Source organism: Anabaena azotica SJ-1 (genome assembly GCF_047275885.1).
Lineage (GTDB): Bacteria > Cyanobacteriota > Cyanobacteriia > Cyanobacteriales > Nostocaceae > Trichormus_B > Trichormus_B azotica_A.
On the sequence record NZ_CP178454.1, the window covers coordinates 3,095,052 to 3,117,212 of the forward strand.

The 22,161-nt window shown below is 38.5% G+C and carries 18 protein-coding genes and 1 pseudogene; 15 read left to right on the forward strand and 4 right to left on the reverse strand.

All coding sequences use genetic code 11. From position 1 onward, the window contains the following. Positions 1-32: 32 nt before the first annotated feature. Positions 33-278: a type II toxin-antitoxin system Phd/YefM family antitoxin gene (locus tag ACLLO5_RS13700; RefSeq protein WP_413171072.1), complete on the forward strand. Its 246-nt coding sequence runs from the start codon at positions 33-35 to the stop codon at positions 276-278. Next, positions 275-679, forward strand: coding sequence for a type II toxin-antitoxin system VapC family toxin (locus ACLLO5_RS13705; protein WP_413171073.1), 405 nt, complete (start codon positions 275-277; stop codon positions 677-679). The genes ACLLO5_RS13700 and ACLLO5_RS13705 overlap by 4 nt, the downstream gene beginning before the upstream one ends. Here the strand turns inward: ACLLO5_RS13705 and ACLLO5_RS13710 are convergent. Then, positions 676-840 (reverse strand): annotated as a pseudogene (locus ACLLO5_RS13710) (hypothetical protein); the annotation flags it as partial. The gene ACLLO5_RS13705 and the pseudogene ACLLO5_RS13710 sit on opposite strands and share 4 nt — an antisense overlap. Positions 841-999: 159 nt before the next feature. Between ACLLO5_RS13710 and ACLLO5_RS13715 the strand changes: the two are divergent. Further along, entirely contained in the window at positions 1,000-3,897 is a 2,898-nt protein-coding gene (locus ACLLO5_RS13715; RefSeq protein ID WP_413171074.1) for a Calx-beta domain-containing protein, read from the forward strand. Between the two features lie 237 nt (positions 3,898-4,134). Continuing rightward, entirely contained in the window at positions 4,135-4,389 is a 255-nt protein-coding gene (locus ACLLO5_RS13720; protein ID WP_413171075.1) for a SemiSWEET transporter, read from the forward strand. 45 nt (positions 4,390-4,434) lie between these two features. On the opposite strand, the gene ACLLO5_RS13725 is transcribed toward ACLLO5_RS13720, so the two are convergent. Next, positions 4,435-4,563, reverse strand: coding sequence for a hypothetical protein (locus ACLLO5_RS13725; RefSeq protein ID WP_413171076.1), 129 nt, complete (start codon positions 4,561-4,563; stop codon positions 4,435-4,437). A gap of 527 nt (positions 4,564-5,090) precedes the next feature. Between ACLLO5_RS13725 and ilvN the strand changes: the two genes are divergently transcribed. After that, positions 5,091-5,609, forward strand: a complete 519-nt coding sequence (ilvN, locus tag ACLLO5_RS13730) for an acetolactate synthase small subunit (protein WP_190564412.1) — start codon at positions 5,091-5,093, stop codon at positions 5,607-5,609. 58 nt (positions 5,610-5,667) lie between these two features. On the opposite strand, the gene galE is transcribed toward ilvN, so the two are convergent. Beyond that, positions 5,668-6,660 (reverse strand): UDP-glucose 4-epimerase GalE, encoded by a 993-nt coding sequence (gene galE / locus ACLLO5_RS13735; RefSeq protein ID WP_413171077.1) that lies wholly within the window; start codon positions 6,658-6,660, stop codon positions 5,668-5,670. Beyond that, positions 6,657-8,060, reverse strand: a complete 1,404-nt coding sequence (locus ACLLO5_RS13740) for a sugar transferase (RefSeq protein WP_413171078.1) — start codon at positions 8,058-8,060, stop codon at positions 6,657-6,659. Before ACLLO5_RS13740 ends, galE begins: the two co-directional genes overlap by 4 nt. 1,066 nt (positions 8,061-9,126) lie before the next feature. Between ACLLO5_RS13740 and ACLLO5_RS13745 the strand changes: the two genes are divergently transcribed. The 10 genes from ACLLO5_RS13745 (at position 9,127) to ACLLO5_RS13790 (ending at position 22,157) form a co-directional block, all read left to right on the forward strand. Beyond that, positions 9,127-11,295: a GumC family protein gene (locus ACLLO5_RS13745; protein WP_413171079.1), complete on the forward strand. Its 2,169-nt coding sequence runs from the start codon at positions 9,127-9,129 to the stop codon at positions 11,293-11,295. Positions 11,296-11,323: 28 nt separating this feature from the next. Continuing rightward, positions 11,324-12,649, forward strand: coding sequence for a nucleotide sugar dehydrogenase (locus ACLLO5_RS13750; protein ID WP_413171080.1), 1,326 nt, complete (start codon positions 11,324-11,326; stop codon positions 12,647-12,649). After that, a complete protein-coding gene (locus ACLLO5_RS13755; protein ID WP_413171081.1) occupies positions 12,646-13,590 on the forward strand; it encodes a Gfo/Idh/MocA family protein in 945 nt (314 codons plus the stop codon). The genes ACLLO5_RS13750 and ACLLO5_RS13755 overlap by 4 nt, the downstream gene beginning before the upstream one ends. Beyond that, positions 13,583-14,164: an acyltransferase gene (locus tag ACLLO5_RS13760; RefSeq protein WP_413171082.1), complete on the forward strand. Its 582-nt coding sequence runs from the start codon at positions 13,583-13,585 to the stop codon at positions 14,162-14,164. The genes ACLLO5_RS13755 and ACLLO5_RS13760 overlap by 8 nt, the downstream gene beginning before the upstream one ends. A gap of 182 nt (positions 14,165-14,346) precedes the next feature. Then, positions 14,347-15,096: a hypothetical protein gene (locus ACLLO5_RS13765; RefSeq protein ID WP_413171083.1), complete on the forward strand. Its 750-nt coding sequence runs from the start codon at positions 14,347-14,349 to the stop codon at positions 15,094-15,096. Between the two features lie 92 nt (positions 15,097-15,188). Continuing rightward, positions 15,189-16,307, forward strand: a complete 1,119-nt coding sequence (locus ACLLO5_RS13770; protein ID WP_413171084.1) for a DegT/DnrJ/EryC1/StrS family aminotransferase — start codon at positions 15,189-15,191, stop codon at positions 16,305-16,307. Continuing rightward, positions 16,304-17,788, forward strand: coding sequence for a lipopolysaccharide biosynthesis protein (locus ACLLO5_RS13775; RefSeq protein WP_413171085.1), 1,485 nt, complete (start codon positions 16,304-16,306; stop codon positions 17,786-17,788). Before ACLLO5_RS13770 ends, ACLLO5_RS13775 begins: the two co-directional genes overlap by 4 nt. Before the next feature lie 121 nt (positions 17,789-17,909). Next, entirely contained in the window at positions 17,910-19,577 is a 1,668-nt protein-coding gene (locus ACLLO5_RS13780) for an asparagine synthase-related protein (protein ID WP_413171086.1), read from the forward strand. A gap of 209 nt (positions 19,578-19,786) precedes the next feature. After that, positions 19,787-20,764: a GNAT family N-acetyltransferase gene (locus tag ACLLO5_RS13785; protein ID WP_413171087.1), complete on the forward strand. Its 978-nt coding sequence runs from the start codon at positions 19,787-19,789 to the stop codon at positions 20,762-20,764. 4 nt (positions 20,765-20,768) lie between these two features. Beyond that, positions 20,769-22,157 (forward strand): polysaccharide deacetylase family protein, encoded by a 1,389-nt coding sequence (locus tag ACLLO5_RS13790; RefSeq protein ID WP_413171088.1) that lies wholly within the window; start codon positions 20,769-20,771, stop codon positions 22,155-22,157. The last annotated feature ends 4 nt before the right edge of the window (positions 22,158-22,161 follow it).

The following is a 22,161-nucleotide window of genomic DNA, read 5'->3' on the forward strand; positions in this document are numbered from 1 at the left end:
TAAACTTAGTTTATAGACTTAGCTATAAAACTGTGGAAACTGTCAATATCCATCAAGCTAAAACAAATCTCTCACGTCTCTTATCTCGTGTAGAACTTGGTGAAGAGATTATCATCTCTAACCGGGGTGTTCCTGTGGCCAAGCTAGTTCCTTTTAGTGTCTCATCTAATAGACGGGATAGTTTAGGGCAAGATAGAGGACTGTTTGTAGTGCCAGAAGACTTTAATGCACCTTTACCAGATGACATTTTGGGAGCATTTGAGGGCAATGAAGAGTGAAACTTTTATTGGATACTCAATGTTGGTTATGGTGGTTTGCCCAACCAGAGCGTTTAAATGAAGAGGCTATTAAACAAATAGCTGATGAAAACAACGAACTATGGCTTTCTGTTGCTAGTGTCTGGGAAATGGGGATAAAAGTTGCAATTGGTAAGTTACCATTACCAGAACCATTAGACAGCTACATTTCTAGCCGCATGGTGCGGTTAGGTGCGAGATATCTGGAAATTACGGCTTCTCATGCACTAAGAACAGCTACTTTACCCTTACATCATCGAGATCCTTTTGATCGAATGCTAATTGCTCAAGCACAAATGGAGGAGATGACACTTCTTAGTGCTGATCCAATGTTCAAAGAATATAAAGAGACTACTATTTTTTGGGCTGCCAATAAAAGTTAGCTCGTTTCCTGTGTTGTTTCTGGTTTCTGACTTCCTGCGCGTGCTTTGGTTAAACTGTCAATAGCATCACCTAAAGCTGTGGTTAGGCTGTTGCGGGTTTGGGCGTGATTGTCTTGCTCAATTTTCAAAGCTTGGATTAAGCGATCGCATTCTTGAGTCACGCGATATTCCTTTCATGTACAAGTCTTACTTCCTAAGCCCTACTTACCCACCTCAAAATAACCAGTTAATAGAACCACCGTAGATTTACTATTGCTTAACAGGTATATAAATATTTTATACTGAATAAAAAAGTATACTATACAAATAAGAGAACTACCATGGCACAACCCACCGCACGGGAACAAGAATTACTGGAACTGTTGAATCGGTTTCGGCTCAATCCTGCACAAGAACTTTCCCTGCTGATCAACTCCTCAGACCCTGATGTTAATTCTGCTATCAGCTATTTCAATGTCAACAAAACAGAACTAGCAAATCAGTGGTCTACCCTAGTTGCAGCCCAACCCCTGGCTTGGTCGAGCGCAATTAATGATGTAGCAGCTGTTCATAATAGTTTAATGATCAGTAATGATCTACAATCCCACGGTTTACCTGGAGAAGCTAGTTTAGGCGATCGCCTCAATAGTGCCGGATATACAAGCTGGACTACCTATGGCGAAAACGTCTATGCCTTTGCCACATCGGTCTTTCATGCCCATGCTGGCTTTGCTGTTGACTGGGGAAATACACCCACAGGTATCCAAACCCCCGCTGGACACCGCAACAACATGATGAATAATAATTTCCGTGAAGTGGGATTATCCATCACATCAGAAAATAATTCTTCAACCTCAGTCGGTCCATTAGTAGTCACACAAGATTTTGGTAATCGCCAAGCTTTAAATAATAAAGGTTATATATTAGGAGTTGCTTATCGAGATTTCGATCGCGATAACTTCTATGATGCCGGAGAAGGACTACGAGATGTTTTAATCAATGTCACCCGACTCAATGGGACTAGCGTCTTCAGCCAAAATCTAGGAACAATGGATGCAGGAGGCTATCAAACCCTATTAGACCCAGGAAAATATCTCGTTCGTTATTTCCGCAATGGTAGCTTAATAAAAAGTCAAACCACAACTATCAACGCCACCAATGCCAGCAACGTTAAAATTGATCTAAAAATAGATGTTGCACCTGTTCCAACCTCTGGTAAAGGAAAAATAGTTGGTACACTATTTAATGATTTAAATAGTAACGGTGTCTGGGATAAATGGGAACCTGTTCAAAGCGGTTGGAAAGTATTTCTTGATAACAATAGCAACAAACAATTAGATATTGGAGAAGTTTCTGTCATCACAGATATTAACGGCGAGTATACCTTTAATAACCTCGCTCCAGGAACTTATCAAGTCGCAGAAGTTTTACCCCCAGGCTGGAAACAAACCTTACCAAATCCCAGTAATCCTGTAGGTTATGAAACCTATAAATTAGATGATGGTGCTGCTAATGGATCGCTGTCCTATTCAATAGGGGACATGATGGTTTTTAATGCCTTTACAGCCAAATCTGCAAACGAGATCATCAACTCCATCTCCGTTGCTTTATCCAGTAATGGTAATCCCAAAGCCGTTTACCTTTATAAAGATTTAAACGGGAATAATACACCCGATGGCAACGAAAAAATCCTCGAATTAGCCACGAATTTTACAGGTAGCAGTGGATTTGGCAATATACCAATTACACCAACAACCGTCAGTGGGACTTTCTTTGTTGCAGCCTTATATCAAGGCAACGGTTCTACAAATACCTGGGTACCCAGAGATACCGATAGCCCAGCTGGTAAATCATGGGTAGCGGTCAGCAACGCCAATAGTTTCAACCCATCTAGCTTTTCAGCTTTTTCTGTGACTGGGAATAATTGGTTACTGCGGGCTAACACATCAGGAGCCTCATCCCAAACAATCACAGTTAAAGCTAATCAAACTATTTCCCAAGTCAATTTTGGAAATCAAGACATCAATAATACAACCAATCCCTTTATTTTCGTTAATGATGTTCTCTGGGCAGAAGGCAATAGTGGCAGTACCAATGCAGCTTTTACAGTCACTCTTTCCAATGTTAGCAGCCAAGTAGTAACAGTAAATTATGCCACTGCAAATAAAACTGCAAGCTCAACTAATGACTATATCAGCACTAGTGGCATTCTCACTTTCAACCCAGGTGAAATAGAAAAAATTATCAATGTGGCAGTGAAAGGAGATACAACTTCCGAAGCTGATGAAACCTTTTTACTGAATCTATCTAATCCTACCAATTCTTTCATTGGTGATAGTCAAGGTGTGGGAATAATTATCAGTGATGATCTCCCAGCAATTTCTATTACTGATAAGTTGGTAGTTGAGGGGAAAGATATTAAAGCAGCTTTAACTGTTAGTCTCAATGCCCCCTACAGTCAAAATGTGACTGTAAATTACAGTACGACTCCTGGAACAACTACAGCAAATTCAGATTATACTCCTATCAGCGGTACTCTAACTTTTAATGCTGGAGAAACGTCAAAAACTCTCAATCTTTCTATTCTCAATGACTCCATTAATGAAGTTGATGAAATCGTAAATGTTACCCTTACTAGTCCAACTAATGCCATATTAAGTAAGGCAACGGCTAAAGTTACAATTTCTGATACTCTCAAAGCTAGCACCACTACTATTCTGTCTGCTGATGTCGAAAACCTGACCTTAACGGGAACAGGTGCGGTTAATGGTACAGGTAACACTGGTAATAATATCATTATAGGCAATAGTGGCAACAATTCCCTCTCTGGTTTAGACGGTAATGATAACCTGACTGGAGGACTAGGAAAAGATTCTTTAACAGGTGGTGTGGGAATTGATAAATTCAACTACACAAACTTAGCAGATTCTCTTCTCAATAACTTTGATTTGATTACTGATTTTAATGCTAATACGGGCAATGATTTACTTCTCGTTTCCACCGCAAGGGAGGGATTTAGTAATGCTGGAGTTGTCGCTTCTTTGGATGCTACGGGAATAAGTTCTCAATTAAATAACACTAATTTTGGTGTTAATTTTGCAGCGCAATTTACTTTTGGAGCTAGAACTTTTGTGGCTATTAATGATAGTATTGCTGGGTTCAATGCAGCTACTGATGCTATTATTGAAATCACGGGACTGACCGGAGCAATGAACATTAATAATTTTACATTAGTGTAAAGTTAAGGGAATAATTTCAGGAGTCAGGAATCAGAGTGTTTGAAAAATTGGTTAATTAGGATTTGTTGATGGCTGTAGCTGAATGTTGACAATTTAAGTTCATATCTTTTGTAGGGGAAATTCATTAATTGCCCCTACTTAAATAAAGGTATGACTATATTAAATTAAAAATCACATATTCACGGCAGTAAAATATTTTTATATTATAATAATATGATTTACCATTAACTTTTACAGATGGACTTTACTAACACATTAGGATTAGTAGCAGGAACGTTAACTACTATCGCCTTTTTACCCCAGATGTTCCAAACCTGGAAAACCAAATCAGCAAGAGATGTTTCTTTTGTGATGCTGATTACTTTTATGTGTGGGTTGTTGCTATGGTTAATCTATGGAATTATTCTTGGTGCGTTACCGATTATTATGGCTAATGGTATAACTTTATTTTTTAATTTTATTATTCTTTGGTTGAAAATTAAATATAGGTAATATTTTATTTCCCAGTTTGGCAGTTATTAACCGCTTTGTAGCACATTATACCAAGAAATTCGCAATAAATTTTTTAGCGATCGCAGTTGGTAGAGTTTGGGAAGGATGTGCGATCGTCAAACGCCCGCTTTCTCTATAAGAGACTACACGAATAGCAAGCCCTAATTTAGTCACATCTATTAATTCATCGCCCAATATGCTTGATATTTTTGCAGCTTATTTGCTGGGTGTGTCAAGTCACAAAAAAATATCTCTAAAAAAAATTCAGAAATTGTTCTCTGAATTCGTCATTGATCATTAACCACTCACAAACCTCAAGAGGAAACAAGTAAACGCCAACTAAAATCTTAGTCTTCAGACAGGCACTGAGATATCCGCAGAATTAACACTGCTGGACAAAAGGCTACCCGATAAGCAGTAAATTCTACTAGCATAGAAACATTATAGACTTCTCTGGGGCATAGCTACGTTGGCTATGCCACATTTATTTGAGCCAATATTTGACTATATTTTTGTTATTCAAACCCAATACAAAATTTTCATCTTCATCCTGTTCATCCTTAAATCCTGATTCTGATATGATGCAACAAGTGTATTAAAATAGAGATTTAGACCAAAAATTCAGTGTGGTAGTAAGTCTAGCGCAGCCATGAGTTCAGGTCTGCGTTAACCTCCTGCTCCCCTAGCCTCTGTTGGCGAAGATGAAACATACTCTTTCTGTACTCGTAGAAGATGAAGCGGGGGTTCTCTCCCGCATCTCCAGTTTATTTGCTCGTCGTGGCTTTAATATTGAAAGCCTTGCTGTTGGCCCTGCTGAACAGGGAGGTGTTTCCCGAATTACGATGGTTGTACCTGGAGACGATCGCGTGATTGAACAACTCACTAAGCAATTATACAAGTTAGTTAATGTCCTCAAAGTACAGGACATTACGGAAATTCCTTGTGTAGAGAGAGAATTGATGCTTTTGAAAGTAAATGCTACTAGTAGCAATCGTTCAGAAGTAATCGAAATATCCCAGATTTTCCGGGCGCGAGTTGTGGATGTGGCTGAAGATTCTCTGACATTGGAAGTTGTTGGAGATCCAGGTAAAATGGTAGCGATCGTCCAAGTTCTACAAAAATTTGGTCTGAGGGAAATCGCTCGTACAGGCAAAATTTCCCTCACTCGTGAATCTGGTGTCAACACTGAGTTACTCAAGTCTTTGGAAGCGAAGGTTTAGCTGAGACAGCAATTCATCTCATCACTTACTGCGAAGTGGTAAGTGATGAGATAAATACTCATTTCGTCCCGTTCATTTCTCGCTGTCTTTCCCAAGCCAAAGTAGTAGACACGATTAGATCCAGATCATTATATTTGGGTTGCCAGCCCAGCACCTTGTGAATTTTATCAGCACAAGCTGTGACGCAGGCTGGATCACCATCACGACGGTCAGTTTCAATCACAGGGAAATCCACCTCAGAAATAGCCTTCACTCGTTCTATGACTTGGCGCACACTGTAGCCTTGCCCATAACCGCAATTGAGAATTTGGCTTTCTCCACCCATCTCCAGATAGAGTAAAGCCTCCAAGTGGGCTGTAGCCAAGTCTTCTACATGGATATAGTCCCGAATTCCCGTACCATCTGGTGTGGGAAAATCAGTACCAAAAATTTGCATTTGTGGCTTACGTTTAAGTGCTGCATCACAGGCAGATCTAATCAAATGATTTGTCTGAGGTGATATCTGCCCCAGCTTTCCACTAGAATCGGCTCCTGCTACATTAAAATAACGTAGAATTACGTAACGCAGAGAAGAAGTAATTGCATAGTCCTTAATCAGCCATTCGCTCATCAGCTTTGAGCGCCCATAGGGGTTAATAGGCATGGTAGGAGTACACTCACTAACTGGATTTTTCCCTACCTCTCCATAAACTGCGGCTGTACTGGAAAAGATGATTTGATTAACACCCATCACATGACAACAGCGGAGTAAATTTAAAGTATTGCGTGTATTGTTAGCGTAGTAGTTAAGCGGATGAATGATTGATTCTGGGACAATCAGACTAGCGGCAAAGTGCAACACGGCACTAAATTGATGCTTGGCAAACACTAGATAAAGATGGTCTATGTCTGCTAAATCGCCGATAATCAAATCGCCGTAAAGCACTGATTTTGGTGAACCTGTAGAGCAATTGTCATAGACTATAATGTCGTAACCTGCTGTACCAAGTTGGCGGACAACATGAGAGCCTATATAGCCTGCTCCACCAGTTACTAAAACTTTTTTTCTCATCTACCTTGCCCTAAAAAAACTACTCGTATAGTTTTGAAAGCGATCGCCAAATCTAACCAAATGGAATAGTTCTTGATGTAATAGAGGTCGTAAGCAAGCTTTTCATAGGCATCTTCAATTGATGCACCGTAGGGATAGAGTACCTGAGCCCAGCCTGTTATCCCCGGTTTCACCAAATAACGCAGTTCATAGTAAGGAATCGCTTCTTTCAGCTTGGCATCAAACTCTGGACGTTCTGGACGTGGGCCAATCAAGCTCATTTCTCCCCTCAGCACATTCCAAATCTGCGGTAGTTCGTCGATTCGCAACAGGCGTAGCCAACGTCCTACTCTAGTCACACGAGGGTCATGTTTATCTGCCCACTGTACCCCGCGTTTTTCAGCATCTTGATGCATGGAGCGGAATTTATAAACTCTAAAAGGCTTGCCATACAAACCTGTTCTTAACTGGCTGTAGAATACTGGGCCTGGACTATCTAATTTAATTGCCAGTATCACGAGTAATATTAATGGGGATAAAATTACGAGTAAAACCATGACAAAAATCAAATCTACAAACCGCTTGAGCTTCATAGTGAAGTAACCAGGCATCAAGTGAAACCCAGGACTAAACGCGAACCACTTATCTTGTAGTAGATAGGAAGGGAGTTTATACCATAAGGTTTCATAAAAATCTGGAAGCCTGTAAATGGGAATACCTCGCAGCCGGATTTGCATCAATTGTTGTACCTGTGTATCAGAAAACTGAATATTAGTGGCTATGATTACGGCAGACCAAGATTCTTGAATCCATTTGGATAAATCGTTGAAGTTTCCTACATAATTGAGATTATCCAGTTCTGAACGAGTAGGCTTTTGATCAGCTTCAGGAGTTAGTACAACTAACTTCCCCAATAGATTTAGCTGTAATAGATTTTGTGTAAATTTGATTGTGCTTTCACCTGCACCCAGCATCAACCAACGACTTTGCTCAGTACGCGATCGCACCCATCTCGCTGCCAATAATCTTAACATCACTGCCCAGATGCTAAAGATTCCTAAGCTTGATAACAAAACGCCCCGTTTAATTAATGTATAATCCACCCAAGCCATGAGCGCAAAAATGAAAAAACCACTTGCAAAAATGCCGATCAGGGTGCGAGCGGGTGTCCTTAATCCCGCAATCTGCCTGTCTGGATGGTAAGTATCAGCCAAATAGAGTCCCACTAGCATTAACAAGACAAAACAGTAAATCAATGGATCAAATCCGTTAATTGGTTGGCCTAACCGTAACCAAAAAGCAAATAATAAACAAACATACAAGCCAAAAATATCACCTAAAAAAAGCATTATAGGCAGAGTACGTGGTATGTTTGGCAGCTTAGTATTATGAGGAGAACTAATGTAACTGGTAAGAGTCATATATTTTATTAGCTTGTGTTTTGCTCATTTTTGTACAGGTTTGAAATTTCGCTTGGACTTACACATTAACAAGGTAGAAAATATCTAAATTAGCAGCAGAAGTTCAAGAGCCAACTACCACACAGTTGAGGTATCCACACTGCATGATTACTTCTAATTGCTACGATAGATAGCAGTTTATATTGATTCAACAGCATTCCTTTGGGCGATTTATGGAAGAGGGGTAAATACGCCTATTTTAGAAAACTGTTTCAAAGCACTAATTTTTTAGCACCTTTAATGGTAGTTTTATTTACGCCAACTGTACTAGAATGAAGTGCTATTAATGATTCGATTCCATAAAATGATCGATAGATCTCTAAATTCTTCCAATAATTTATATCGTATATTGTCAAGACAAACTACTGGAAGTTTCGGTGATCTGATTTGTCCTGATAAATCTGGTATAGCTTACACTTACAACTCATACATTGATAGAATGAGTTTTTCTTGAGGATGTACTTAAAGTACACACATCACGGCTTATGTGTCTAGCTTTATGCAACGATATTTTGGAAAAATTAGCGTTGTAGAACTTATGCCAAATTGCCCCATTAGATATCTCAATAAGAGCCAATAAAATTTACTTCATAATGTTTCTATTAATTTACTGATTAAAGCCAATAATTAAACCTATATCAAGTTTTTAGCAAGATTAGCATCAAGTAATTGTGAACTTTAAGTTCATGTTGCATAAGGACTAGACAAATGAATTATAGTATGTGTATTTTAGGTACATCCTCTAAGCCTAAGCCAATAGATGTTATAAACAAATTAGAGATTCGCATAAATGTGGAATACTCTTTCCTGTTTAAACCTGTAAATGAAGTTATTTGCAGTAAACTTCAAGCTCATAAACTACAGTTGCGACAGTGATATTTGAGTAAGATTTTGACTAGTTCAGTATAGTTAAAGATCAGGTGTTTTTTGCCAAAACAAATATGCCGAATCTTTGTTATGGCAAGCAACCTGAACTTTTTATTTTTAACAATTAAAATTAAATATCAAGTAGCAATAACGGTTTAATATGGAATCTAAACAAGAAGACCAAAATTTATTGGAAATTCAAAATTACTCTCTGGTTTTAAAAAAGCATTGGTTAGTGATAGTAACTGTGATTGCCTTTGTCTTTGGATTAACAGGGTTATTAACTTTCACAAAAAAACCGATTTACGAAGCCAAAGGTCAACTACTTTTAAAGCAAAGTGACGCTTCTTCTTTGGCGGGTTTGACTCAAAAAGTGGGAGGATTAACAGGTCTGAGTAACACAAGTAATCCTGTAGATACAGAAGTACAAATAATTCGTTCTAATCCCATCGTTCAGACAACTATTGACAGACTTAAATTAAAAGATAAACAGGGTAACGCTCTAACAATTGAGGAATTTATCAAAAAACTAAAAGTCACCGGGATTCGTGGTACAGATGTGATGGAGTTAACTTACCAAAGTAATAATGCAACAGAAGCTGCGGCAGTTGTTAATACTTTGATGAAAATTTACTGGGAAAATAATATACTGATTAACCGAACAGAGACGACATCTGCCAAGGAATTCTTAAGTAAGCAATTGCCTGAAATTGAAAACAGAGTGGCACAAGCAGAAGCAGATTTACGCTACTTTAAAGAGAAGAATCAAATAGTTTCCTTAGAAGCAGAAGCAAATTTAGGGGTGCAAGCAATCAAGAATTTATTAAGTGATATTATTAAAAATAATGCACAATTTAAGGCTGAAAAAAGTCGTTCTATAGGTTTGCAGAATCAGTTAAATTGGAGTACCCAAAAAGCATTAAATCTTTCTACTATAAGTCAGTCTCCTGGTGTGCAACAGGTGCTAACAGAATATCAAAAAGTTCAAGATGATTTGGTTGTAACAAAAACTCGCTTGACCAATGAACATCCAACAGTCAAGAATTTGATCAGCAAAGAAAAAGCGTTGAAACAGCAACTAGAAAAGCGAGTAGGAGACATTGTATATAGTCAAGAATCTATACCAGAAAAAAATTTGCAGATTGGACAACTGAAGCAAACACTGACAGCAGAATTGGTGCAATCACAAGTAAATCAGTTGGCATTAGCAACCCAAATCAGCGTCTTGCAAAATGCATTCTTGAGCAGCCAAGAACGATTAAGAATGTTACCCCAACTGGAACAACAACAGCGATCGCTAGAACGACACTTGCAAGTAGCGCAAGAGACTTATAAACAAGCCTTGAGGCAATCACAAGAAATGGAGGTGGCAGAGAAGCAAAAAGTTGGTAATGTGCGGATAGTTTCAGAGGCTTTAATTTCTGACAAAGCTATTTCTCCCAAGATTAGCCTCAATTTGGCTCTAGGTGGATTTTTAGGAGTGCTATTGGGGATTGGTATAGCACTACTGTTAGAAGCTATGGATAAATCACTGAAGACCGTTGAAGAAGCTAAACAGTTGTTGGGTTATCCCTTATTGGGTAGTATTCCTAGCCTAAGTCATAAAGAAGGAATTGGATCAGAACTGCCCGTCAGAGACAATCCCTATTCATCAGCTAGTGCTGCCTTTGAGATGCTGATGACTAACTTAAATTTCACCCTTTCTGACAAGGAATTACGGCTAATTTTAGTGACTAGTTCCATGCCGAATGAAGGTAAATCTTTTGTTGCTGCTAACTTGGCAGTAGCAAAAGCCCAGATGGGATGCCGAGTGCTGTTGGTGGATGCAGATATGCGTCGGCCTCGGCAACATGAAATTTGGGAACTACCTAATGTCATGGGGTTGAGTAATGTGCTGGTAGGTCAGGGTGAATTGACAAAAACGGCACAAGTAATGGTTGGTTTAGAACTATTAACATCAGGAACAATTCCGCCTAATCCTGTGGCGCTGATTAATTCCCAGCGGATGGATTTGTTAATTAAAGAATATGCTAAAGAGTATGACTTCATTATTATTGATACTGCACCACTAAGCATAGCTGCGGAGACACAAATTCTCGGCAAATTGGTGGATGGAATGTTGCTAGTTGTACGTCCTGGAATGGTTGATTCGCGTACAGCGATCGCCGCCAAGTCGCTGGTGGAGCAGTCAGGGCAGCAAGTTTTGGGCATGGTGATGAATGGGGTAGCTAATGACATTGACTATGGCTACTACTCTTATCAACAATCTTCTCACAAATCACCTAATAAAAAAACAGAGAAAAAATTGCCGAATATTCGGGTGTCATGAAGTTTATTAATGGATGGATTGATTAATTATGTCTAATATCTCAACAGCTTTAATTACTCTTGAAGAAAAGATTATTAACCGTACTGCCATTGTCGGGGTGATTGGCTTAGGTTATGTTGGTTTACCTTTTGCAGTAGAAAAAGCCAAGGTAGGATTTCAAGTAATTGGTATAGAACAAAATCCTGTCAGAGCAGAAAAAGTCAATCGTGCGGATAATTACATTAGTGATATTAACGATGATGATCTCAAGAAAGTAGTAACTGATGGAAAATTACAAGCTACTACTAATTTTGACCAAGTATCAGAAATGGATGTATTGGTAATTTGTGTCCCCACACCATTAAGCAAAAATCTTACTCCTGATTTAAGTTATGTAGAAACTGTTACTCAGGGAATTGCCAAAGGATTAAGAAAAGGGCAGTTGATCACCTTAGAATCAACTACTTATCCAGGCACTACAGATGATGTCATCCGTCCAGTCTTAGAGCAAACTGGTTTAAAGCAAGGAGAAGACTTTTTTCTAGCTCATTCTCCCGAAAGAGTAGACCCTGGTAATCAGCGATATACCACTAAAAATACTAATAAAATAGTGGGTGCTTCTGACCCAAATTCTCTAGCTGTTGCGAGGTTATTTTATGAGCAAACCATAGAGAAAGTTGTCACAGTCAATAGTGCTAAAGCTGCTGAACTAGTAAAGGTTTTTGAAAATACATTTAGAGCCGTGAATATTGCTTTGGTGAATGAATTAACCTTGTTATGCGATCGCATGAGTTTAAATGTCTGGGAAGTGTTAGATGCAGCTAATACTAAACCTTTTGGCATCATGCCTTTTTACCCAGGCCCAGGTGTGGGCGGACATTGCATTCCCATAGACCCACATTATTTGGAATGGAAAGCCAAGGAATTTAACTTTGAAACCCACTTTATTGCTTTAGCAGGAGAAATTAATCGCCGGATGCCGGAATTTGTCCGGGAAAAAACCTGGCGCATTTTGAATAGCTTGGGTATAGCACCAACAAAAGCAAAGGTACTAGTAATTGGCGTTGCTTACAAGAAGGATTTAGGAGACTGGCGAGAATCCCCAGCTATCACCATAATTAACAAATTATTACAAGACGGGGTGGATATTGGTTATCACGATCCTTTTGTACCGGAAATTACAATAAATGGTCAGAAACTTTTCTCGATACCATTAACTGAGGATACCCTGGCTATTCCTGAATTAGTTATTATCATCACCGACCATAGCCAAATTGATTACATTCACTTGGTGCAGAAAGCTCAGACTGTCCTGGATACACGGGGAGTAACTCGACACTTAAATTGCGCCCAAGAAAAGGTGACACTACTATGAAACAAGTTATTGTAGTTGGTGCAGGCAATTGGGGTCAGAACCTGATTCAGAACTTCTATGCCTTAGAAGCTTTAGCAGGAATTGCAGAGATTAACCCTGACCTCAGAAGCAAAGCACAAGCTAGATATCCTGATGTTGTTATCTATGCAGATTTACAACAAGCATTGGCAAGTGATATACCAGCAATTGTCTTTGCTACTCCAGCCCCGACCCATTATCAATTTGCAATGGCGGCTTTGGAAGCAGGGAAAGACGTATTTATCGAAAAACCCATGACTCTGCAAACAGAAGAAGCTCGAAAGCTTGCAGAGTATGCCGATAAGCATTCCCAGATATTAATGGTGGGGCATTTATTGCTTTATCAACCTGCAATTACTTGGATGCGAGACTATTTAGCCAGTGGTAAAGCCGGCAAGGTACTCCATGTAGCTACCCAAAGAGCCAAATTGGGTAAAGTGAGGCAAGAAGAAAATGTCTGGTGGTCATTTGCACCCCACGATGTTTCCATAGTGCTAGATTTGTTGGGCAATCCTCAAGTGGAACGAGTACAAGCTCATGGACAGGCAATGTTACAGCCAAAAATTGAGGATAATGTCCATGCAGACATCAGATTTCAGGGTGGTCAAACTGCTCATCTACACACTTCCTGGTATTGGCCTCTGTTGCAACGTAGTACAACAGTCATTACTGAGCGACAAATGCTGGTATATGACGAAATAGCTCAACAAGTCACAGTGTATGACAAGGGAGTTGATGAGCAGCTAAATAATCGAGACCAGGGCAGTTCAGTTGTCGATATAGCTGCATCAGAACCCCTAAAAATAGAGTGTCAACATTTTCTGCAATGTTTGCAAACTCGTGAAACACCCCGTTCCGATGGCTGGAATGGTGTAGCGGTGGTGGAGATTTTAGAGAAGGCTCAGGAGGCACTACATGGTTAACTATTTTATTCACGAATCAGCTTACGTGGATGAAGGGGCTGAAATTGGTGAAGATACAAAGATTTGGCACTTTTCCCACGTCTGTGGGAAAGCGAAGATAGGACGCAAATGCTCCTTTGGACAAAATGTCTTTGTTGCCAACAATGTGGTCATTGGGGATAGTTGCAAAATTCAGAATAATGTTTCTCTTTATGAGGGGGTAATTCTGGAAGATTACGTCTTCTGCGGACCCAGTATGGTGTTTACCAACATCAAAACCCCGCGTTGTGAGTATCCCCGCAATACCAGCGACCATTATCAAAAAACATTGGTCAAGCGAGGCGCAAGTATTGGGGCAAATGCAACTATTGTGTGTGGCGTGACGTTGTATGAATGTGCATTTGTTGCTGCTGGTGCTGTTGTGATCAAGGATGTTCCAGCTTATGCAATGGTTGCAGGAGTTCCTGCACAAATCATTGGTTGGATGAGTGCCTATGGCGATGTTCTGGAATTTGATGAACATGGTTATGCGATCGACTCCATCGGTGCGAAGTATCAGCAAGTCTCTGATCAAGAAGTAATAAAACTCATTTGAACTAGAACACCAATTTTATCAGATAAAATCAGTAGTTTTTAAGCTATAAATAGTTGAACAAATAGCGGATTTATAAAAAAGAAAATCTACATTTTTAAATTTCTTAATCATGTTAATGAATCAACGGAAATATAACGATGGCTGCATTTTTCAACTAATATTTCATACATAAAGGAGCAACAATGTTTGAAAAATTAAAAAAATATGAACAGCTATTACAGAGGTTTATTGAAAAGGGGTACAATTTTAGTAAATTTTCTGAATCCATAACTACAAAAAAACAACTATTACTGCGGCATGATATCGACTTTGACATTTCCCTGGCTCACGAAATGTCTTGTTTAGAGGACAGTTTAGGTGTTAAGGCAACTTATTTTTTCATGATCAGGTCAAAATCGTATAATTTACTACTTCCTGAGAATGTAGAAATTATTCAATCTTTGAAAGAACGAGGTCATCAAATAAGTATTCATTTTGATCCGACTATTTATGAAGACTTTTTTCAGGGTTTTCAGTGGGAGCGTAATATTTTTGAGCAGTTGTTCAACGTCAAGGTTAATTGTATTAGTATCCACAGACCCATCGAATATTTTCTAGGAAATAATGACTTCATAGACGGAATCAGGCATACTTACCAGCCCATATATTTCCAAGACATTAAGTATTTTTCAGATTCTCATGGCGAATTCCGATATGGTCATCCGCTAGATTCTCAAGAATTTTTAGAAAGTCGCTCCATTCAATTACTAATTCATCCTATTTGGTGGGTAACTAATCAGACAAATTCTATCAATATACTCACTGAATTTGTGGATTACCGCATAGAGCTTTTTCAACAGCATATAGCGAGCAACTGTAAACCATATCAAAAATATGTTGAAGGTATAAGAGCAAACCAAACTGCTGTAAATATCGGAAAGCTAGTTGCGTAAGAATTTCAATTTTTGATGTGTTGAGTAATCAAGCCAGAAAACTAACAACACTCTATTGTACCAAAGCAGTCTTAGGAGCTATGTAGAACTCTATGAAAATTCCTGTACTAGATTTAAAACCCCAATATGAAAGCATCAGGGCAGATATTCAAGTAGCCATAAATCGTGTGCTGGAATCAGGTGCATTTATCATGGGACCAGATGTGAAGCTATTTGAGCAAGAAGTAGCCCAATATCTAGGAGTTAAACACGCCATTGGTGTCAACTCTGGAACTGATGCCTTAGTAATTGGTTTGAAAGCCTTGGGTATTGGTGAAGGAGATGAGGTAATTACTACTCCCTTTTCTTTTTTCGCTACCGCAGAATCAATTGGGAATGTGGGGGCAAAGCCAGTATTTGCTGATATTAATCCAAAAAGCTTTAACATTAATCCAGAAGAAATTAAAGCCAAAATTACACCACGTACTAAGGCAATTATGCCCGTTCACCTTTATGGTTGTCCGGCGGCTATGGGGCAAATTATGGATATTGCCCAGGAGTATGGACTAAAGGTGATTGAAGACTGCGCCCAATCTTTTGGTGCGCGTTTTTATGAAAAAAGCTCTGATATTAACAGTAAATTTACTGGTACAATAGGTGATGTTGGTGCTTTTTCATTTTTCCCATCCAAAAACTTGGGAGCTTATGGTGATGGCGGTTTGATTGCTACCAACAATGACCAAGTGGCAGAGTTAGCTAAAGCTTTACGGGTGCATGGAGCCAAGAAAAAGTATCACAACGAAATGCTTGGTTATAACTCTCGTCTAGATACCCTGCAAGCGGCAATTTTAAGGGTGAAATTACCTCATATTGATGCTTGGAATGATGGTAGGCGCAAAGTAGCAGAAATTTATAACGAATTACTGGTAGATGTGCCAGGGATAATTACGCCTAAATTGGCTGATGGTCATGTATTCCACCAGTATACGATTCGCGTGACTGATGGGAAACGCGAGCAAGTACAGCAATATCTGGCCTCGCAGGATATTAGCACGATGATTTATTATCCAATACCGCAAGACCAATTGCCAGTTTATCAAGGTAAATATCCGGTAAACCCAGTGAGCGACAAGTTGGCACAAGAGGTATTGAGTTTACCAATTTGGGTAGAGTTGCATCAATCAACAGTTGAGCAAGTAGTAAAAATTATTAAACAGGCACTTTCCAGATGAATAATGCAAACTCATCCTCTAGAAGTGCCAAGAAAACTAGCTTTGCTGATGATGTTTTAAAACTAGTTTCAGGAACATTATTTGCACAAGTCCTGACCATTATTGCTTCACCATTTCTGACTCGTTTATACGGACCTGAGGCATTTGGTATACTTGCTCTCTTTTTGTCTGTCACCAGTATCATTGGTGTGATTATTTGTTTCCGTTATGAATTGGCAATCATGTTACCGGAGACTGATGAGGAGGCTGCTAATCTACTGGGGCTGAGTTTAGTATTTGTCGTTTTAATTAGTGTCTTAACCATTCCAATTGTTTGGCTTGGACAATCAGTCATACTAGAACTGTTGAAAGCCCCTAAATTAAGTCGTTTCCTTTGGTTGGTTCCAGCGATGGTATTCTTCAGTGGAATGGCTCAGGCTCTCAATTATTGGAACTCTAGAACCAAGTACTTTGGTCGTTTATCTGTAGCACGAGTATGCCAGTCAGTTACTACAACAGGGACACAATTGGGATCTGGCTATATAGGTTATGCGACTGGAGGAACTCTAATTGTTGCTAGTGTGGTGGGTTCGGCTATGTCTACACTCATACTAGGAGGACAAATCTGGCATGATGATGGGAAATTTCTGAGAACCAGTATTAACTGGAACAGAATGCTCGCTGGACTTAGACGATATTCTAAGTTTCCGATTTATGGTATTTGGTCTGCCTTATTTAATACTATTTCCGTCCAACTACCAGTATTAATGTTGTCTAATTTTTTCCCCTCTACTGTTGTGGGTTATTATGCCCTAAGTCATCGATTGCTTGGCTTGCCAATGAGCATAATCGGTGCAACCTTTTCTCAAGTTTTTTTTCAGCGTGCAGCCAAAGCAAAATCAGAAGGCAATCTGGTTGAAGTATTTGAGGTAAGTCTTCAATATCTCTTAATTTTGGGGATTTTTCCTTTTCTTGCGCTCATGTTAGTTGGTGATGACATATTTACTGTTTTTTTGGGGAAAAACTGGACAGAGGCTGGTGTCTACGCACAGATACTTGCTTTATGGATTTTCTTAGTATTTATTGGCTCTCCTGTCCAAACTCTGATTGAGGTATTAGAAAGACAAGAAATTGAATTGTTTTTTAACATTTTCCTGCTGATTTCACGCTGGTTATCTCTTTTTATAGGTGGTTTGTTTGGCAATGCTCGCTTTACCCTAATTCTCTTCTCGGTGACAGGAGTGATAGCGTGGCTTTGGATGATTCTATGGTTGATATCAAATGCAGGATTGTCAGCAAAGAGAATTACAATTTTTTTGACTAAAAAGCTTGTATTTGGCTTGCCATTTTTAATTATAATTGTTTTAGCTAAATGGGTATTTGATTTGAGTTCATTGTTTATTGTTGGCTTATATATCTTTAGTGTCATCACTTACTATTTTTTTTGTTTTGGTAGAGATATAAAAAGTAAACTGAAATTTATATTAAGCTTCAAAAGATAAGAAAAATTATGCTATTTATGACTTACACTATGTACAAGTAAAAAGCATTCCAAATAAGAGATATAGCTGTTAATTACGTTGTTTTTGATGTTGACAAATTATAAAAAAATAGGTAAATTTTATGAATAAAAATAAGATAGATAAATTCATGCAAACTTCAACAACAAATAAAATGACAAATAAGATTAATCTTCATTTTTCTCCTCGTTTTGAATGGTTACAATATGATAAGAAAATGTTTTTTCGCAGTGCAGCATTTGCAAATCAACAACTACAACAGGAACAGGAAGTTTTTGATCATCTTAGAGATGCAAAGACGGAAGATGAATGGATCGCTGCAATAAAAAAAATAAATAGTTTTTTTGCTGTTGTTCACCATCAATCAGAGCAGTGCTATGCTGCTGTTGATAGAGTTCGTAGTATTCCACTTTTTTATGGCGTAGAAAATGATAACTTTTATTTAAGTGATGATGCTAAATGGGTGCAAGAAAAAGTTGGTGATAAAGAACACGATCCCCTTGCTGAAACTGAGTTTTTATTGACTGGCTATGTAACTGGTTCAGATACTCTTTATCCTCAAGTTAAGCAGCTTCAAGCAGGTGAGTGTTTATTTGTCAAAAACTCTGCTATGGGCTTGCAATTAAGCAAAAAAACTTATTTTCAGTATCACCATAAATACTCTGATACGGTAAAAGAATCAGAATTATTGGAACAGCTTGACGAGGTTCTTAATAATGTATTTCAGCGATTGGTTAACCTAGCTCAAGGGCGGACTCTTGTGATTCCACTAAGTGGTGGATTAGACTCCAGACTTGTTGCGTTGATGTTAAAACGTATAGGCTATGACAATATCATTACATTCAGCTATGGCAAACCCGGCAATAAAGAGTCAAAAACTAGCCAAGAAGTAGCTGAAAATCTAAATTTACGGTGGGAGTTTGTCCCCTATAGTAGGGATGCCTGGTATCGCTGGTTCCATTCCCATGAAAGAAAGACTCACTATCAAATATCAGACACCTTAAGCAGTTCGTTCCATCTACAAGACTGGCCTGCAATTTGGGAACTAAAACAGAAATGTGTTATTCCCGAAAATAGTATCTTTATACCAGGACATAGTGCTGATTTATTAGAAGGAAGCAGGAGTACAAGTATGCCTCATCTATATCAATCAGAACAAAAACAAATTTCGTCTGACGATTTAGTAGCAGCCATAATTAAATATCACTACAGGCTAAGAAGTTGGGGAGACAGTTACAATCAGTTTGCTGCTGCAATACGAAAAAAGATTTTAACTAGCTTGGACGATCTCCAGCAATTCCCAGATATTGCTAGTGCTTTTGAATCATGGGATATGAAAGAAAGGCAAGCAAAGTTTGTTGTTAACTCAGTTCGGGTATATGAATTCTGGGAATATGATTGGTGGTTACCTTTCTTTGATTTAGAGTTTATAGACTTTTGGAGTAATGTTCCACTTCAATATCGAGTGAATCGAAAACTGTTTGGTGTTTATATACAACGGTTATACTTAACAATGTTAAATGTAGATAAACAATTTACGACACTAAGCATAATGGACATTTTCAAACCATATATTAAGTCAAATAGTCTCTTGATGTTTATCATAAAAAAAATGGAATTGAAATTTTATTCACCGTATGATCACCATTCACTCTGTTGGTATGGTTGTCTACCGAAGAAAATATTTAATAAGCAATATTCTGGCATAGAAAATATTAATTCATTTTTATCATTAGAATATCTTGGTAAGATCAATTTTAATGATGAATAAAAGTAGAATTTCTTCTGAGCGAATCACGGTAAATAAAACCCGCATGGCTTGTGAGAAATGCGGTCGCATTCAACATAGGCTTTATCCAGACTATGTTTCAGACGTTTTAGCGGGCAAAGATTTGCGATCACACGAGACGTAAAAATCTAGGTTTTATAAGGCTTTGAGAAATGTTGTGAGAAATCCGGGAAAAGTTGTTTGGAATATAAATGAGCATTAACAAGCAGAAGTATCGGCAATTATGTAAAGAAGAAATCAGCATTCCTGTATTTTCTATGGATTGGTGGTTGGATGCAGTTTGTGGAGAAAATAATTGTGATTGGGATGTTGCACTTGTTGAAAAAAACGAACAAATAGTAGGAGCAATTCCATACTATATCAAAAGAAAAGCATTTCTATTCAACATAATCACCATGCCTCGTTTAACCCAAACTCTGGGTCCTTGGCTGGCTCCACTAACTGGAAAATATGCAACCCAACTGGCTCAACAGAAAGAGATATTTACCTCACTGATTGAGCAACTTCCTCCCTATGACTTTTTCCAGCAAAATTTCCATTATTCAATTACCAACTGGCTACCTTTTTACTGGCATGGGTTCACCCAAACTACTCGTTATACTTACGTTATTGAAGATTTAACTGATTTAGATCAGGTCTGGAATAATTTTCAGTCCAATACTCGTAGAGTCATTCGTAAGGCTGAAAAAGAAGTTGTTGTCCGCACGGATTTAGATATCGAAAAATTTCTCGACATCAACACGATGACGTTTCAACGACAGGGACGATCACTACCCTACAGTCGAGAAATGGTTCGCAGTATAGATGCTGCTTGTCTGAAACATCAAGCACGGCGGATTTTTTTTGCAGAAGACAATCAAGAACGCATCCATGCAGCCCTTTATCTAATCTGGGATGATTACTCTGCCTATTACCTAATGGGTGGGGGTAATTCAATTCTCCGCAATAGCGGTGCTATGACTCTACTTATGTGGGAAGCAATTCAGTTTGCCTCCACAGTTACGAAGAAATTTGATTTTGAGGGGTCGATGATTGAGCCGATTGAAATCTTTTTCCGAGACTTTGGAGCCAAACAAATTCCCTACTTTCAAGTGACTCACATGAGTCGGGGAATGAAGCCACTCATGGCTGGACGAGACATATTTAAAGCACTGGTAAAACCCGCATAATGTTATGGCATTAACGATTCAGATTCCAAATACCTATGAGCCAGAAAGACGTTATATCCTTTCAGTCCTCATGAAAGAGTTTTTAGGGTTAGACATCCAAATTCAGGTAGCCAACAGAAAAGAGGTACTCATTACACAGGATGATCATCGCCAGTTGTTCATTGTAGATGGGCTTTTTAATACACCATTGCAGCAGTGGTTACAGCCTGTTTCCTTACCCCAACAACCCTTAAAAATTTGGGATCTAGCCAGCACACCGTTGAGGGTTACAACTGTTGAGCCGCATATCCCTGTCATCTATGGTAATGACCCAGGCAATCCCGATTTTTTCCGCCAGTCGGAATTAGAAATTTATTTGGGACTTGATATATTTGGCTCTGCCTTCTTTATGCTAACCCGTTATGAGGAAGTTATAAAACCAGAACGCAATCATGTTGATCGCTTTCCTGCCACCGCATCCTTAGCCTATCAGGAAGGATTCTTAGATCGTCCTATTATCAATGAATATTTGGAAATACTCTGGGCTTGTCTCAAACATCTCTGGACTCAACTTGAACGTAAAAATAGACAGTTTCAGTTGAAGTTAACCTGCGATGTAGATAAACCTTTTGAATTGCATCCCTTCACTATCAAACAATGGATAAGGAGATTAGGTGGTGATTTTCTTGTTCGCCATGATCTGAAGCTAGTAACTTCTTTAGCTATTAATGGTTGTATGGCAAGTCTACGTTTACCCTATTACGATCGACTGGATACATTTGATTGGTTAATGGATCATAGTGAAGAAATTGGTGTGAAGAGTGCCTTTTATTTCATTGCTGGGTATAGTCCGTCTGACCCGCGCTATGATATTAGTGACTCAAGGATTTGCGGCTTAATCAAAAAAATTATTTCACGCGGTCATGAGGTTGGTTTGCATCCTAGTTATGATACGTATCTCAATCCTGAGAAACTGATATTAGAGGCTAAAACATTACGCAGCGTTCTTCAGGAAAGGCTAAATATAGAACTGCCCATTGGTGGTCGTCAACATTATTTGCGTTGGAAAGCTACTGATTCTTGGCAGCATTGGGAAGATGCTAGTTTAGTCTATGATTCTTCAGTTTATTTTGCGGAACACAGTGGCTTTAGAGCAGGTGTGTGTTATGAATATTCAACTTTTAATTTGATTACACGTCAACATCTGAAATTAAAAGAGTATCCCCTTATTTTGATGGACGCTAGTTTATTACTGTCTAAATATATGAATCTTTCTTGTGCCGATGCTACTCAAAAAATAAATCTTTTAAAAAATCGTTGTAAATTGTTCAATGGTATTTTTGTATCTTTATGGCATAATGATCAATTATTTAAAACAAAATACAAAAATTTGTATACAAATATTATCTACTAATAAT